Annotated in this window: 12 protein-coding genes and 5 tRNA genes; 11 read left to right on the forward strand and 6 right to left on the reverse strand. The window is 62.1% G+C overall.

Annotated elements, in window-relative coordinates:
* Nucleotides 1–68: 68 nt before the first annotated feature.
* The 4 genes from IFT98_RS00595 to IFT98_RS00610 form a co-directional block, all read right to left on the reverse strand.
* Nucleotides 69–1,778, reverse strand: a complete 1,710-nt coding sequence (locus tag IFT98_RS00595) for an ATP-dependent DNA ligase (protein WP_192049810.1) — start codon at nucleotides 1,776–1,778, stop codon at nucleotides 69–71.
* Nucleotides 1,775–2,785, reverse strand: a complete 1,011-nt coding sequence (locus tag IFT98_RS00600; RefSeq protein WP_192049807.1) for a ligase-associated DNA damage response exonuclease — start codon at nucleotides 2,783–2,785, stop codon at nucleotides 1,775–1,777. Before IFT98_RS00600 ends, IFT98_RS00595 begins: the two co-directional genes overlap by 4 nt.
* A 146-nt stretch (nucleotides 2,786–2,931) precedes the next feature.
* Nucleotides 2,932–3,007, reverse strand: a tRNA-Asn gene (locus IFT98_RS00605).
* Between the two features lie 60 nt (nucleotides 3,008–3,067).
* On the reverse strand, nucleotides 3,068–4,264 hold the full coding sequence (locus IFT98_RS00610) for an amino acid aminotransferase (RefSeq protein WP_192049805.1): 1,197 nt from the start codon (nucleotides 4,262–4,264) through the stop codon (nucleotides 3,068–3,070).
* Nucleotides 4,265–4,551: 287 nt separating this feature from the next.
* On the opposite strand from IFT98_RS00610, the gene uvrB reads away from it, so the two are divergent.
* From uvrB to IFT98_RS00655, 9 genes are all read left to right on the forward strand, one after another.
* Entirely contained in the window at nucleotides 4,552–6,567 is a 2,016-nt protein-coding gene (uvrB, locus tag IFT98_RS00615; protein WP_122479256.1) for an excinuclease ABC subunit UvrB, read from the forward strand.
* A 202-nt stretch (nucleotides 6,568–6,769) separates the two neighbouring features.
* A complete protein-coding gene (gene gltX / locus IFT98_RS00620; RefSeq protein WP_192049803.1) occupies nucleotides 6,770–8,248 on the forward strand; it encodes a glutamate--tRNA ligase in 1,479 nt (492 codons plus the stop codon).
* Nucleotides 8,249–8,590: 342 nt separating this feature from the next.
* Nucleotides 8,591–8,666 (forward strand) — tRNA-Ala (locus IFT98_RS00625).
* Between the two features lie 69 nt (nucleotides 8,667–8,735).
* A tRNA-Glu gene (locus IFT98_RS00630) sits at nucleotides 8,736–8,811 on the forward strand.
* Between the two features lie 53 nt (nucleotides 8,812–8,864).
* Nucleotides 8,865–8,940: transfer RNA gene (locus tag IFT98_RS00635), tRNA-Ala, on the forward strand.
* A gap of 43 nt (nucleotides 8,941–8,983) precedes the next feature.
* Nucleotides 8,984–9,059 (forward strand) — tRNA-Glu (locus IFT98_RS00640).
* Nucleotides 9,060–9,166: 107 nt separating this feature from the next.
* Nucleotides 9,167–9,604, forward strand: a complete 438-nt coding sequence (locus IFT98_RS00645) for an acyl-CoA thioesterase (protein ID WP_122797280.1) — start codon at nucleotides 9,167–9,169, stop codon at nucleotides 9,602–9,604.
* Nucleotides 9,605–9,706: 102 nt separating this feature from the next.
* On the forward strand, nucleotides 9,707–10,651 hold the full coding sequence (locus IFT98_RS00650; protein WP_192049801.1) for a tRNA dihydrouridine synthase: 945 nt from the start codon (nucleotides 9,707–9,709) through the stop codon (nucleotides 10,649–10,651).
* 152 nt (nucleotides 10,652–10,803) lie between these two features.
* Nucleotides 10,804–11,250 carry an Hsp20 family protein gene (locus IFT98_RS00655; protein WP_122713242.1) on the forward strand — a complete coding sequence of 149 codons (447 nt, stop codon included), beginning with the start codon at nucleotides 10,804–10,806 and terminating at the stop codon, nucleotides 11,248–11,250.
* Between the two features lie 72 nt (nucleotides 11,251–11,322).
* On the opposite strand, the gene IFT98_RS00660 is transcribed toward IFT98_RS00655, so the two are convergent.
* Both IFT98_RS00660 and argF read right to left on the reverse strand, forming a co-directional pair.
* Nucleotides 11,323–12,408, reverse strand: a complete 1,086-nt coding sequence (locus IFT98_RS00660) for an ABC transporter ATP-binding protein (protein ID WP_192049799.1) — start codon at nucleotides 12,406–12,408, stop codon at nucleotides 11,323–11,325.
* Nucleotides 12,405–13,325, reverse strand: coding sequence for an ornithine carbamoyltransferase (argF, locus tag IFT98_RS00665; RefSeq protein ID WP_122479250.1), 921 nt, complete (start codon nucleotides 13,323–13,325; stop codon nucleotides 12,405–12,407). Before argF ends, IFT98_RS00660 begins: the two co-directional genes overlap by 4 nt.
* 279 nt (nucleotides 13,326–13,604) lie before the next feature.
* Here argF and IFT98_RS00670 point away from each other — a divergent pair, with 279 nt between their 5' ends.
* Nucleotides 13,605–13,898: a hypothetical protein gene (locus IFT98_RS00670; protein WP_122479249.1), complete on the forward strand. Its 294-nt coding sequence runs from the start codon at nucleotides 13,605–13,607 to the stop codon at nucleotides 13,896–13,898.
* Nucleotides 13,899–14,031: 133 nt separating this feature from the next.
* Nucleotides 14,032–14,373: a Grx4 family monothiol glutaredoxin gene (grxD, locus tag IFT98_RS00675; RefSeq protein ID WP_192049797.1), complete on the forward strand. Its 342-nt coding sequence runs from the start codon at nucleotides 14,032–14,034 to the stop codon at nucleotides 14,371–14,373.
* Nucleotides 14,374–14,375 lie beyond the last annotated feature (2 nt).

The following is a 14,375-nucleotide window of genomic DNA, read 5'->3' on the forward strand; positions in this document are numbered from 1 at the left end:
ATTGGTACAGCAATGCCCTGAAATAATCCACGGCAAAAAAATGCACCTCGGCGGTGCATTCAGAACGGTCAGGCCAACAGGTCCTGGAGGGTCGCCAGGCTGTCGGCTTCAGCCACCGGTTTGTCGTGACGCCAGCGCAACATGCGCGGGAAGCGCACCGCAATGCCGCTTTTGTGGCGCTTGGACAGGGCAATGCCCTCGAAGCCCAACTCGAAGACCAGCGTCGGGGTCACGCTGCGTACCGGGCCGAATTTTTCCACGGTGGTCTTGCGAACGATCGCGTCGACCTTGCGCATCTCTTCGTCGGTCAATCCGGAATAGGCCTTGGCGAACGGCACCAGGGTTCGCTCGGACGCTTCGGGTGGGCCATCCCACACGGCGAACGTGTAATCGCTGTACAGGCTCGCGCGACGCCCATGGCCAGCCTGGGCATAGATCAACACCGCGTCGACGCTGAACGGATCCACCTTCCATTTCCACCAGGTGCCCATGTCCTTGGTGCGACCAACGCCATACAGCGAGTCGCGCGCCTTGAGCATCATGCCTTCCACACCCAGCGCGCGCGACGCTTCGCGCTGGCGGCCCAGGTCTTGCCAATCGTCGCCGGTCAAGACTGGCGACGGACGCAATACGGGGTCGGCGGCCTGCGCGATGACCTGTTCCATCTGGGTGCGACGTTCGTGCTGCGGGCGGTTGCGCCAGTCTTCCCCTGCCCATTCGAGCAGGTCATAGGCGAGCACCACCACCGGAATCTCTTCAAGGATCTTCTTGTTCAAGGTTTTGCGGCCGATGCGCTGCTGCAGCAGGGCGAACGGCTGCACGGCGGGCGCATCGGCCGACGCGCTCGATGCCTCGTCCAGGCTGAAATCTTCAGGTGCCACGTCGGCCGGTGGCGGTGTCTTCCAGACCACGATCTCGCCGTCGATGACCGTGCCATCGGGCAGGCTCGCGGTCAGCGAGTGCAGTTCCGGGAAGCGATCCGACACCAGTTCCTCGCCGCGCGACCAGATCCACAGACGGCCGTCGCGCTTGACCAGTTGGGCGCGGATTCCATCCCACTTCCATTCCACCTGCCAGCCGTTGCTGGGGCCCAACAAGGTGTCGAACTGATCGACCGGCTGTTGCAGCGAGTGGGCGAGGAAAAACGGGTAGGGCTGGCCACCCCGTTGGGCGTGTTCGTCCGCCGATTCCTGGGCGATGAGCTTGAGGTAACTTTCGGCGACCGGACGGTGCGACAGATCGGTGTAGCCCACCAGGCGCTGGGCCACGCGCTTGCTGTCGATACCGGCCATCTGCGCCAGCGCGCGGGTGACCAACAGCTTCGACACACCGACGCGAAAGCTGCCGGTGATCAGCTTCAGGCAGAGCATCAGGCTGGCCCGGTCCAGCTGCGCCCACAACGGCGGCAAGCGCGCGTGGAGCTCTTCGGGTGGCAGCCCGCGCAGGGGCAACAGGGCGTTTTCCAGCCACCAGGCCAGGCCTTCGTCACTGCTCTGCTCGGCTTCGGGCAACAACAGCGAGAAGGTCTCGGCCAGGTCACCTACGGCCTGATAGCTTTCTTCGAACAGCCATTCGGGCACGTTCGCCAGTTTGATCGCCAGCTCGCGCAGGATCTTGGTCGGCACCAGCTGTCGAGGACGGCCGCCGGACAGAAAGTACACTGCCCAGGCGGCATCGGCCGGTTGCGCCTGACGGAAGTAATCCTCCAGGAACTGGCGCTTGGCATTGGTCGAGGTGGTTTCGTCGAGATTGGCATACAACTGCGCGAAAGCTTTCAAGACGCGGCCTCCTGGGGTTCCTCTTCGTTGCCGTACTCGGTGGTGAACCCCTGAGCGTCCAGACCGATGTCGCGCAGATAGCGCACCAGCACCTCTACCGAGCCATGGGTGACCATGACCCGCTCGGCCCCGGTCTGCTCGATGGCCCACAGCAGGCCGGGCCAGTCGGCGTGGTCGGACAGCACGAAGCCTCGGTCCACGCCGCGCCGGCGGCGGGTGCCGCGCAGGCGCATCCAGCCGCTGGCGAAGGCATCGCTGTATTCACCAAAGCGGCGCATCCAGGTGCTGCCTCCAGCCGAGGGCGGGGCGATGATCAACGCATTGCGCAGGGCCGGGTCGGTTTTCTTGAAGTCCCCGGCGTATTGGGTTTCCGGGATATACACGCCAGCATCGCGATAGACACGGTTCAGCGGTTCGACCGAGCCGTGCGCCAGAATCGGTCCGATGCTCGCGTCGATCCCATGCAGCAAGCGCTGGGCCTTGCCGAAGGCGTAGGCGAACAACACGCTGGCCTTGCCTTGCTCAACGTTGGCTCGCCACCACTGGTTCACTTCCGCGAAGATCTCGGCCTGCGGCTGCCAGCGATAGATCGGCAGGCCAAAGGTCGATTCGGTGATGAAGGTGTGGCAGCGCACCGGCTCGAAAGGCGCGCACGTACCGTCTGGCTCGACCTTGTAATCGCCCGAGGCTACCCACACCTCACCTTTGTATTCCAGGCGCACCTGGGCCGAGCCCAGTACGTGTCCGGCAGGATGGAAACTCAAGGTCACACCGTTGTGCTGCAGGACTTCGCCGTACTCGAGCAATTGCAGATTTATGTCCTGGCCCAGGCGCGTGCGCAGGATGCCTTCGCCCGGTGCTGCGGCCAGATAGTGTTCGTTGCCCGTGTGCGCGTGGTCGCCGTGACCATGGGTGATCACCGCGCGCTCGACGGGCTTCCACGGATCGATATAGAAATCCCCGGCGGTGCAATACAGACCTTCGGGACGCGCGACGACAAGATCCATGGCAGGTCGGCCAGGTGATGGGTGTGTTGTTATGAGGGGGTAGGGCGGGGGAAAGTTCGAAGGCAAACGCCTCGACGACTGCTGCGAGAAGGCCAGCGTCCGGGCGAAAAAAAGCCCCTGCGATGAGGGGCTTGTTTTTCAGTGTCTGGCTCCACGACCTGGACTCGAACCAGGGACCCAATGATTAACAGTCATTTGCTCTACCAACTGAGCTATCGCGGAATCTGCTGCGTATGTTACTGATTGCTAAGGGGAAGTCAAGCCTTCCCCTTAGCAAGGATGCTACAGCACCTTGACGATGGCCTTGATCACGCCGTCGATGTTGCTCTGGTTCAACGCAGCCACGCAGATGCGCCCGGTATCCAGCGCGTAGATGCCGAACTCGCTGCGCAGGCGCCCGACCTGCTCAGCGCTCAACCCGGAATACGAGAACATGCCAGCCTGGCGGGCGACGAAGGCGAAGTCACGGTTGGCACCCTGTGCGGCCAGGCCTTCGACCATTTGCAGGCGCATGCCGCGAATGCGCTGGCGCATCTCGCCCAGCTCGGCTTCCCACATGGCTCGCAGTTCGGGACTGTTGAGCACGTTGGCGACGATCATGGCGCCATGGGTCGGCGGGTTCGAGTAGTTGGTGCGAATGACGCGCTTGAGCTGCGACAGCACGCGCGCGCTTTCATCGCTGGACTGGGTGACGATCGACAGCGCACCGACCCGCTCGCCATACAGCGAGAACGACTTGGAAAACGAACTGGAGACGAAGAAGCTCAAGCCCGACTCGGCGAACAGGCGCACCGCCGCTGCGTCTTCCTGGATGCCGTCGCCGAAGCCCTGATAGGCCATGTCGAGGAACGGCACATGGCCCTTGCGCTTGACCACATCCAACACGTTGACCCAGTCCGCCGCGTTGAGGTCGACCCCGGTGGGGTTGTGGCAGCACGCGTGCAGCACGACGATGGAGCCAGTGGGCAAGGCGTCGAGGTCTTCGAGCATGCCTGAACGGTTAACGTCGTTGCTGGTCGCATCATAGTAACGGTAGTTGCGGACGCCGAAGCCTGCGGCTTCGAACAGCGCACGGTGGTTTTCCCAGCTCGGATCGCTGATCGCGACGACCGCATCGGGCGACAGCTGCTTGAGGAAATCTGCACCGATCCTCAGGGCGCCGGTACCGCCAACGGCCTGCGTGGTGACCACACGGCCGGCGGTCAGCAGCGGCGACTGGGCGCCGAACATCAGGGTCTGTACGGCCTTGTCGTAGGCGGCGATGCCGTCGATAGGCAGATAGCCGCGCGCGGCGTGCTGTGCAACGCGCTGGGTCTCGGCTTCGATCACCGCGCGCAGCAGGGGAATTCGCCCCTCTTCGTTGCAGTACACGCCCACGCCCAGGTTCACCTTGTCGGTGCGGGTGTCGGCGTTGAATGCTTCGTTGAGGCCCAGGATAGGATCGCGGGGTGCCAATTCGACAGCGGAAAACAGGCTCATTTTTACCGTAGCTCTGATCGGGAGTGAGAAAGGATGCACGCTTCATCCATGCTGCGCGAAGCGGTGCACGAGTGGGAAGTCAGTATAAAGACGCTTGACTGACGGGGCGACAGGTTGCACCTGGTTTTACCTGTTTTTGCCGATTTATTTTTGACCATTGGTCCTGCGATTACCGGGGTGCTTGGGCCTTGCCCTTGAAACTCGTAGGAACAGGCGCAAACTAGGGTTAAGTACTGTCTATAAATACAGTCGGAAATGTCCGGCTGGTGCGACTCATGAGGTGTGGCATGTCCGAGTTTCAACTCGTTACCCGTTTCGAACCTGCTGGCGATCAGCCAGAAGCCATTCGCTTGATGGTGGAGGGTATCGAGGCGGGCCTGGCACACCAGACATTGCTGGGGGTAACCGGGTCGGGCAAAACGTTCAGCATTGCCAACGTGATTGCCCAGGTGCAGCGTCCGACACTGGTGCTCGCGCCCAACAAGACCCTGGCAGCTCAGCTGTACGGCGAGTTCAAGGCGTTCTTTCCGAACAACGCCGTCGAGTATTTCGTCTCCTACTACGACTACTATCAGCCCGAAGCCTACGTGCCGTCGTCGGACACCTTCATCGAGAAGGATTCCTCGATCAACGATCACATCGAACAGATGCGCCTGTCCGCCACCAAGGCACTGCTCGAGCGCAAGGACGCCATCATCGTTACCACGGTGTCATGCATCTACGGTCTGGGCAGCCCCGAAACCTATCTGAAAATGGTCCTGCACGTGGACCGTGGCGACAAGCTCGACCAGCGCGCGCTGCTGCGCCGCCTGGCCGACCTGCAATACACCCGCAACGAGATGGACTTCGCCCGCGCCACGTTCCGTGTGCGCGGCGACGTGATCGACGTGTTCCCGGCCGAATCCGATCTTGAAGCCATCCGTATCGAGCTGTTCGATGACGAAGTCGAGAACATTGCCGCCTTCGACCCGCTGACCGGCGAGGTCACGCGCAAACTGCCGCGCTTCACCTTCTACCCCAAAAGCCACTACGTGACCCCGCGCGAAACCCTGCTGGGCGCCGTGGAGGGCATCAAGGAAGAACTCAAGGAGCGCCTTGACTACTTTCGCGACAAGAACAAGCTGGTGGAAGCTCAGCGGCTGGAGCAACGGACCCGCTTCGATCTCGAGATGATCCTCGAGCTGGGCTATTGCAACGGCATCGAAAACTATTCGCGCTACCTCTCCGGACGCCCTTCAGGCGCCGCGCCGCCAACGTTGTACGACTATTTGCCAGCCGACGCCTTGCTGGTCATCGACGAGTCCCATGTCAGCGTTCCGCAGGTGGGTGCGATGTACAAGGGCGACCGCTCGCGCAAGGAAACCCTGGTCGAGTACGGCTTCCGTCTGCCGTCGGCGCTGGACAACCGACCCATGCGTTTCGATGAGTGGGAGGGGGTGAGCCCGCAGACCATTTTCGTCTCTGCTACCCCCGGCAACTACGAGGCCGAGCACGCGGGCCGCATCATCGAGCAGGTGGTGCGCCCGACCGGCCTGGTCGACCCCCAGGTGGAAGTGCGGCCCGCGTTGACCCAGGTCGACGACCTGCTGTCCGAGATCCGCAAGCGCGTGGCCACTGACGACCGCATTCTGGTCACCGTGCTGACCAAGCGCATGGCCGAGGATCTGACCGACTATCTGGCGGATCACGACGTGCGTGTGCGCTACCTGCACTCGGACATCGACACCGTGGAACGGGTCGAGATCATCCGCGACTTGCGCCTGGGCGCGTTCGACGTGATCGTGGGGATCAACCTGCTGCGCGAAGGCCTGGACATGCCCGAGGTCTCGCTGGTGGCGATTCTGGATGCCGACAAGGAAGGTTTCCTGCGCTCCGACCGCTCGCTGATCCAGACCATTGGCCGTGCCGCACGAAATCTCAATGGGCGTGCCATTCTGTATGCCGATCGCATGACCGGTTCGATGGAACGTGCCATCGGCGAAACCGAGCGCCGTCGCGAGAAGCAGATCGCCTTCAACGAGGCCAATGGCATCGTGCCCAAGGGCGTGATCAAGGATGTCGCCGACATCATGGAAGGCGCCACCGTGCCGGGTTCGCGCAGCAAGAAGCGCAAGGGCATGGCCAAGGCTGCCGAGGAGAACGCACGCTACGAGAACGAGCTGCGCTCGCCGAGCGAGATCACCAAGCGCATCAAGCAGCTGGAAGAGAAGATGTACCAGCTGGCGCGGGATCTGGAGTTCGAAGCGGCAGCACAGATGCGCGACGAAATCGGCAAGCTGCGTGAGCGCCTGCTCAAGGTCTGACAGCGCGTCGCTCCATTCGCGGCCGCTGACCGCTCCCACAACAGATCTGCACCCACGCGATCTGTGGGAGCGGTCGGCGGCCGCGAAGGCCGCACCGCAGACCTCAAGCCATGCACTCACCCCCACCGCCACACGATTCTGGAGCCTTGCCCCCAAGCCCTGCTAACATCGGCGTTTCGATTCAACCTGCTCGAGACCCTCCATGACCGTTCGTACGCGTATCGCCCCATCGCCCACCGGCGACCCCCATGTCGGCACGGCCTACATTGCCCTGTTCAACTATTGCTTTGCCAAACAGCATGGCGGCGAATTCATCCTGCGCATCGAAGACACCGACCAGTTGCGCTCGACCCGCGAATCCGAGCAGCAGATCTTCGACGCCCTGCGCTGGCTGGGCATCGAGTGGAGCGAAGGCCCGGACGTAGGCGGGCCCCACGGCCCGTACCGGCAGAGCGAGCGGGGCGAGATCTACAAGCAGTACGCCCAGCAACTGGTCGACATGGGTCATGCATTCCCCTGCTTCTGCACGGCCGAAGAACTCGACCAGATGCGCGCCGAACAAACCGCCCGCGGCGAAACCCCGCGCTACGACGGTCGCGCCCTGTTGCTGCCGGCCGAGGAAGTCCAGCGTCGCCTGGCGGCAGGCGAGCCCCACGTCATCCGCATGAAGGTGCCCACCGAGGGCGTCTGCGTGGTCCCCGACATGCTGCGCGGCGACGTCGAAATCCCGTGGGACCGCATGGACATGCAGGTCCTGATGAAAACCGACGGCCTGCCCACCTACTTCCTGGCCAACGTCGTCGATGACCACCTGATGGGCATCACCCACGTCCTGCGCGGTGAAGAGTGGCTGCCCTCGGCGCCCAAACTGATGAAGCTCTACGAATACTTCGGCTGGGAGCAACCGGCACTGTGCTACATGCCGCTGCTGCGCAATCCTGACAAGAGCAAGCTGTCCAAACGCAAGAATCCGACCTCGGTCACCTTCTACGAGCGCATGGGCTTCATGCCGGAAGCCATGCTCAATTATCTGGGCCGCATGGGCTGGTCGATGCCCGACGAACGCGAAAAGTTCTCCCTGGCTGAAATGGTCGAGCACTTCGATCTTTCCCGCGTCTCCCTGGGCGGTCCGATCTTCGATATCGAGAAGCTCTCGTGGCTCAACGGCCAGTGGCTTCGCGAATTGCCGGTGCAGGAGTTTGCCGCACGGGTGCAGCAGTGGGCCTTCAACCCTGACTACATGATGAAGATCGCGCCGCATGTGCAGGGCAGGGTGGAAACCTTCAGTCAGATCGTTCCGCTGGGCGGCTTCTTCTTCGCCGGTGGCCTGCAATTGGATGCGCGCCTGTTCGAAAGCAAGAAGCTCTCCGCGGACCAGGTGCGGCAACTGATGCAGTTGATCCTGTGGAAGCTGGAAAGCCTGCGGCAGTGGGAAAAGGAACGCATCACCGCAACCATTCAAGCGGTGGTCGAGTCGCTCGGCTTGAAACTGCGCGACGCCATGCCGCTGATGTTCGCCGCGATCACCGGGCAAGCCAGCTCGGTGTCGGTCCTCGATGCCATGGAAATCCTCGGCCCGGACCTGACCCGCTTCCGTCTGCGCCAGGCCCTCGACCTGCTCGGCGGCGTCTCCAAGAAAGAAAACAAGGAATGGGAAAAGCTCCTGGCCGCAATCGCCTGACCGCAGCTATTCGCCACCCCAAATGACGCGGCTCGCACCGCTGCTACAAACGCTCCCTGTAGCAGCGGCGCAAGCCGCGTCCGGCCACACCACCCGTCCACTAGGCACCCCACGCCCCCTGTAGCAGCGGCGCAAGCCGCGTCCAACCACGCCACCCGTCCACCGGGCACCCCACGCCTCTGTAGCAGCGGCGCAAGCCGCGTCGCCCTTCGCTCAAACCGCTCGAATCCGGTAAGTCCCTGTAATAGCGATGAAAAACTTCAGAATAATTCTAAAAATATGTTTGACACCCTGGCGAGGTCGTCTTAATATGCGCCCCGTCCACACAGCAACACACTGTTTGGGGCTATAGCTCAGCTGGGAGAGCGCTTGCATGGCATGCAAGAGGTCAACGGTTCGATCCCGTTTAGCTCCACCAAATTCCAGGCTCGATGTCACGCGCTGACAACGAGCCGATCAGTTCCAGACTGATCTTGGTAGAAGGTATGTCCCCTTCGTCTAGTGGCCTAGGACACCGCCCTTTCACGGCGGTAACAGGGGTTCGAGTCCCCTAGGGGACGCCAGTTGTACAGAAATGCCGAGTGAAGTCGGTATTCCGCCGCAGGGCGATAAATTCGGGGCTATAGCTCAGCTGGGAGAGCGCTTGCATGGCATGCAAGAGGTCAACGGTTCGATCCCGTTTAGCTCCACCAATTTGCCGGAGTCCGCTACAGCGGGCTTGACTGAAGGTTTTGCGTCCCCTTCGTCTAGTGGCCTAGGACACCGCCCTTTCACGGCGGTAACAGGGGTTCGAGTCCCCTAGGGGACGCCACGATTACCCGCTCTGCGGGACTTATAAGGCTCATTCGATTATTGAATGAGCCTTTTGTTTTTCTGCCCTCGCCATATCCGCCTGTTCCTAATTCCTCAGGAGCGCCCATGCACTGGGATCGGCCCGACCCCTTCGTCATTGCCCTCACAGTCCAGCCCGAAGACATCGACGGCCTGGGGCATGCCAACAACGCCGTGTACGTAACCTGGCTCGAGCGCTGTGCCTGGCAGCATTCACAGCATCTGGGTCTGGATCTTGCGACCTATCGACAACTGGACCGCGCAATGGCTGTGGTTCGTCATGAAATCGACTACCTGGCCAGCGCCCATGAAGGCGATGAGCTGGAATTGGGTACCTGGATACTCGACTGGGACCGGCGCTTGAAGATGACTCGCCAGTTCCAACTGCTGCGCCCACGCGACGGTGCGGTCCTGCTCAGGGCCCGCACCACCTTCGTATGCATCGAGCTGTCCAGCGGCAAGCCCAAACGCATGCCGCCGCAGTTCCTGGAAGGGTACGGCTCGGCGATAGCTATCGAGCCTTAGAACCTTCAGGCTTCACGGCCACCGGGTTCCAGCGCTACCGTCGATGTGCGGCCTTTCTGCTAGAATCCGCTCCCTTTCCCGCCCCTGCCCGAGAAACACCTCATGCAATTAGCCTTGGCGCCCATGGAAGGGTTGGTCGACGATATTCTGCGCGACGTCCTCACCCAGGTCGGCGGCATCGACTGGTGCGTCACCGAGTTCATCCGCGTCAACGAGCGCGTGCTCACCGCCGCCTACTATCACAAATTCGGCCCTGAGCTGCTCACCGGCGCCCAGACCCGTGCCGGGGTGCCGCTACGCGTGCAACTGCTCGGCTCCGACCCCTCGGCCCTTGCCGACAACGCCGCGTTCGCCTGTACCCTCGGCGCGCCGGTGATCGATCTGAATTTCGGCTGCCCGGCCAAGACGGTGAACAAATCCCGTGGTGGCGCGGTCCTGCTCAAGGAGCCCGAGTTGCTCCACCGCATCCTGCGCGAAGTGCGCGCCACGGTACCTGCGCACATTCCCGTGACGGCCAAGATGCGCCTGGGTTTCGACACCCCGGACAGCGCCATCGAATGCGCCACTGCCTTGGCCGAAGGTGGCGCCGATGTGCTGGTGGTGCACGCGCGGACCAAAGTCGATGGCTACAAGCCGCCGGCGCACTGGGAATGGGTCGCCAAGGTTCAGGACGTGGTGAAGGTGCCGGTCTATGCCAATGGCGACATCTGGACCGTCGCTGACTGGCGGCGCTGCCGCGAGGTCAGCGGCGCCAAGGACTTCATGCTCGGGCGTGGCCTGGTGTCCAGGCCCGACCTGGCTCGGCAGATCGCTGCGGCCCATCAGGGCATCGAGCTGCCCGACATGACCTGGTCCGAGCTGTTGCCACTGATCCGCGAGTTCTGGCGCCAGGCCCGTGCGCAACTTACACCGCGCCAGGCGCCGGGCCGGCTCAAGCAGTGGCTGGCCATGCTGACTCGCACCTACCCCGAAGCAACCGAGCTGTTCACCCTCGTGCGTCGCGAACAGGATTGCGATGCCGTGGAGCGCCTGCTGCAGCCAGGCTAGCGAGCCGCCTGACCGCACGACAACATACTCGGGCCGCTGAAATTTTTTGCGTGGGAGCTCTTGAAAGTGTTTGGGTGGTCCCTATCTATGGGTTACGCGATGCCGAATTCGGGTCGCGGAGACAACCACTCGCTGAGATTCAGGAGAAACACATGGCTACTGCATTTTCCCTTGCTCCACTGTTCCGCCACTCCGTGGGCTTCGATCGTTTCAACGACCTGTTCGAGTCTGCCGCACGCAACGAGTCGGCCAGCAGCTACCCACCCTACAACGTCGAAAAGCATGCCGATGATCAGTACCGTATCGTCATCGCCGCCGCAGGTTTCCAGGAAGAAGACCTGGAGCTGCAGGTCGAGAAGGGCGTACTGACCGTCAGTGGTGGCAAGCGCGACGCCGATACCAGTGCAGTGACCTACCTGCACCAGGGCATCGCCCAGCGCGCGTTCAAGCTGTCGTTCCGCCTGGCCGACCATATCGAGGTCAAGGCCGCAGCGTTGAACAACGGGCTGCTCAATATCGACCTGCTGCGTGTCGTGCCAGAAGAGGCCAAGGCCAAGCGGATTCCCATCAACGGATCCGCGCAGACTCGTCTGCAGTAACGCTTGAAGCCGTAGAAGAAAAGGGCGCCTGGTGGGGCGCCCTTTTTTATTGCCTGAGACTTCTTCTGGTTGTCAGGCCTGTCGGCGCGTGCCGGCCAGCACAGGCACACTGCCTGCTGCAGGAAACAGCACCAGATGATCAGCGGCGACCTGAATGCCAACCTCGGTGCCTGGCGGGTAATCCAGGTGGCTGGGGAATACGGCCTCGAGCTGGCTGCCGGTTGGCAGCTGCAGGCGATACAAAGTGGCGGCACCCTGGAAGCTCTTGCCGACGATGCGCCCTTTGAGAGGGCTGTCGGGGGCGTGGACGATGTCATCGGGACGCAGAAGTACGTCAACCGCACTACCGGTCGGCCAGGTGTAGGCACGATTGCCGCGCAGTGCGCCCAGCTCCGTGGTCACCGTGTCCGGATCCTGCATCTGGCCGCGAATGAAATAGCCCTGGCCGATGAAGCTGGCCACGAACGGCGTGGCGGGTTCGTGGTACAGATTGTAGGGGGTATCCCACTGCTCGAGCCGACCCTCTTTGAATACGCCAACGTGGTCACTGACGGCAAAAGCCTCTTCCTGGTCGTGGGTCACCAGGATGGCACTGGTGCCGCGACGCTTGAGAATGTCCCGTACTTCATGGCTCAGGCGACGGCGCAGCTCGACGTCGAGGTTGGAGAAGGGTTCGTCCAGCAACAACAGCTGCGGCTCCGGCGCCAATGCTCGGGCCAACGCGACACGTTGTTGCTGGCCACCCGACAGTTCGTGGGGATAGCGCGCGTCCAGGCCGCCCAGATTGACCAGTTCGAGCATGTCGCCGATCACCTGGGCCTGCCGCGGGTGCTTGCGAATGCCGAAAGCGATGTTCTGCGCCACGGTCAGATGAGGAAACAGCGCGTAGTCTTGAAAGACCATGCCGATCCGGCGTTTCTCTGGGGCCAGGGTGTGCCCGGGCTTGGAAATGACCTCGCCATCGAGGGTGATCTCGCCCTCATGAACCGGCTCGAACCCGGCAATGGCGCGCAGGGTCGTGGTCTTGCCGCATCCGGAAGAGCCGAGCAGGCAGCCGATATCGCCGGCATTCAGGTGCAGATTGAGGTTCTGCACCACGCGTTGGTCGCCATAGCCGCAGGCCAGGTTGCGCAGTTCGAGCAGCAGTGCGGTGCTCATTCAGGGCGGTATCCGGGAGCGACCAGGAATTCCAGCAGCGCTTTCTGCGCATGCAGGCGGTTCTCGGCCTGGTCCCAGGCCACAGCGCGTGGGTCGTCGAGTACGTCGTGGCTGATCTCCTCGCCGCGATGCGCAGGTAAACAGTGCATGAACAGCGCATCGTCAGCCGCCAGGTCCAGCAGCTCCCGGTTGACCTGATAAGGCTTGAAAAGCTTCAGGCGGCGGGCGGTTTCCTCTTCCTGGCCCATGGAGGTCCAGACATCGGTGCTGACCAGGTGGGCGCCACGCACGGCTTCGCGCGGATCACGGACCACGCTGACGCGGTCCGGGGCCATGGCGAGGAAACGAGGGTCGGGCTCGAAGCCCTCCGGGCAGGCAATGCGCAGTTGGAAGTCGAACTGGATGGCCGCTTCTATATAGCTGTGGCACATGTTGTTGCCATCGCCTATCCAGGCCACTGTCTTGCCTTGAATGGCACCACGGTGTTCGAGAAACGTCTGCATGTCGGCCAGCAGCTGGCACGGATGCAGGTCATCGGACAGGCCGTTGATCACCGGTACCCGCGAGTTGGCGGCGAACTCGGTGAGGGTCTGATGGGCGTAGGTGCGGATCATCACCGCATCGAGCATGCGCGACATGACGATGGCGCAGTCGCCGATGGACTCGCCCCGGCCCAGCTGCGTATCGCGCGGGGACAGGAAAATCGCCTGGCCGCCGAGCTGGATCATGCCGGCCTCGAAAGACAGGCGGGTACGCGTCGACGACTTCTCGAAGATCATGCCCAGTACGCGGTTTTTCAGGGGTTCGAAAAGCACGCTGCGCTGACGCAGGTCCTTGAGCTCGATGCCTCGACGAATGATGCTGATTAGCTCTTCGGGCGTGCAATCCATAAGGGAGAGAAAGTGCCTTGCGCTCATCATTGACTACCTTTTGCAACGGACCGCAGGTACTCGAAAACAGGTTTTTCGGAAAAACGAGTGAGACCTGCGGCGAAAGCCGCACGGGGCGACGAAATAAGGGAAGGCGCCATCCTATAAGGAACTGTCGCCTTTTACCAACAGCCACTGCAGTTTTAACCGGGGCCAACAAGTTTCACAGGGTTTCGATAGCTGGATGTTTCGCCCGACCATCTGACGTTTCCTAAACATCGGGCGTGGGTTATAAATGCGTCTTGGGAAACACACGGAGTTTGCGGAATGGAATCGAAAGAACAACAACTGCTGGAGCTGCTCGGTCTGACCGCGCGCACCCTGACCCACTTGACGGCGTCCATGACCTCGATGTCGTTCGAGCTGCTGCGCAGCTCCGACGAGGTCACACGCTCGGCCGGCAAGCACATGATCGATCGCATGGCGACCATCAGCACCGGCCTGGATGACCACTGGCGCCTCATCGGCGAACTGACCGGGGTGCATGTTGCCCAGGAAGAAGTCGAGACGGTCCTGGAAATCCAGCTGCAGGCACTGCCGCCTTCGCTGCCACTGAACTAGTTCGGCACCCCGGCAACGCCTTCGCTCTGAGCGACGGTCAGCGCAAGAGCCCGAGCGTAGCGCTCGGCTTTCCGTTACAATGCCTCACCGTGCCGACGACTGAGTCGGATAGACAAGCCGAGCGAGGTGCTCCATGGATATTATCGAAACGATCAAAGAGCAGATTGCCAACAATACAATCCTGCTTTACATGAAAGGCTCGCCGAATGCGCCGCAGTGCGGCTTCTCGGCCAAGGCGTCGCAGGCGATCATGGCCTGTGGCGAGAAGTTCGCCTACGTCGACATCCTGCAGAACCCGGAAATCCGCGCAAATCTGCCCAAGTACGCCAACTGGCCGACCTTCCCGCAGCTGTGGGTAGCCGGTGAACTGGTAGGCGGTAGCGACATCGTGGCTGAAATGGCTGGCAATGGTGAATTGCAGACGCTGGTCAAGGACGCTTCGGCCAAGGCCGCACAGCCCAAAGCCGACGCCTGATC

Origin of the sequence: Pseudomonas sp. CFBP 8770, assembly GCF_014841705.1 — a bacterium.
In the GTDB taxonomy this organism is placed as follows: domain Bacteria; phylum Pseudomonadota; class Gammaproteobacteria; order Pseudomonadales; family Pseudomonadaceae; genus Aquipseudomonas.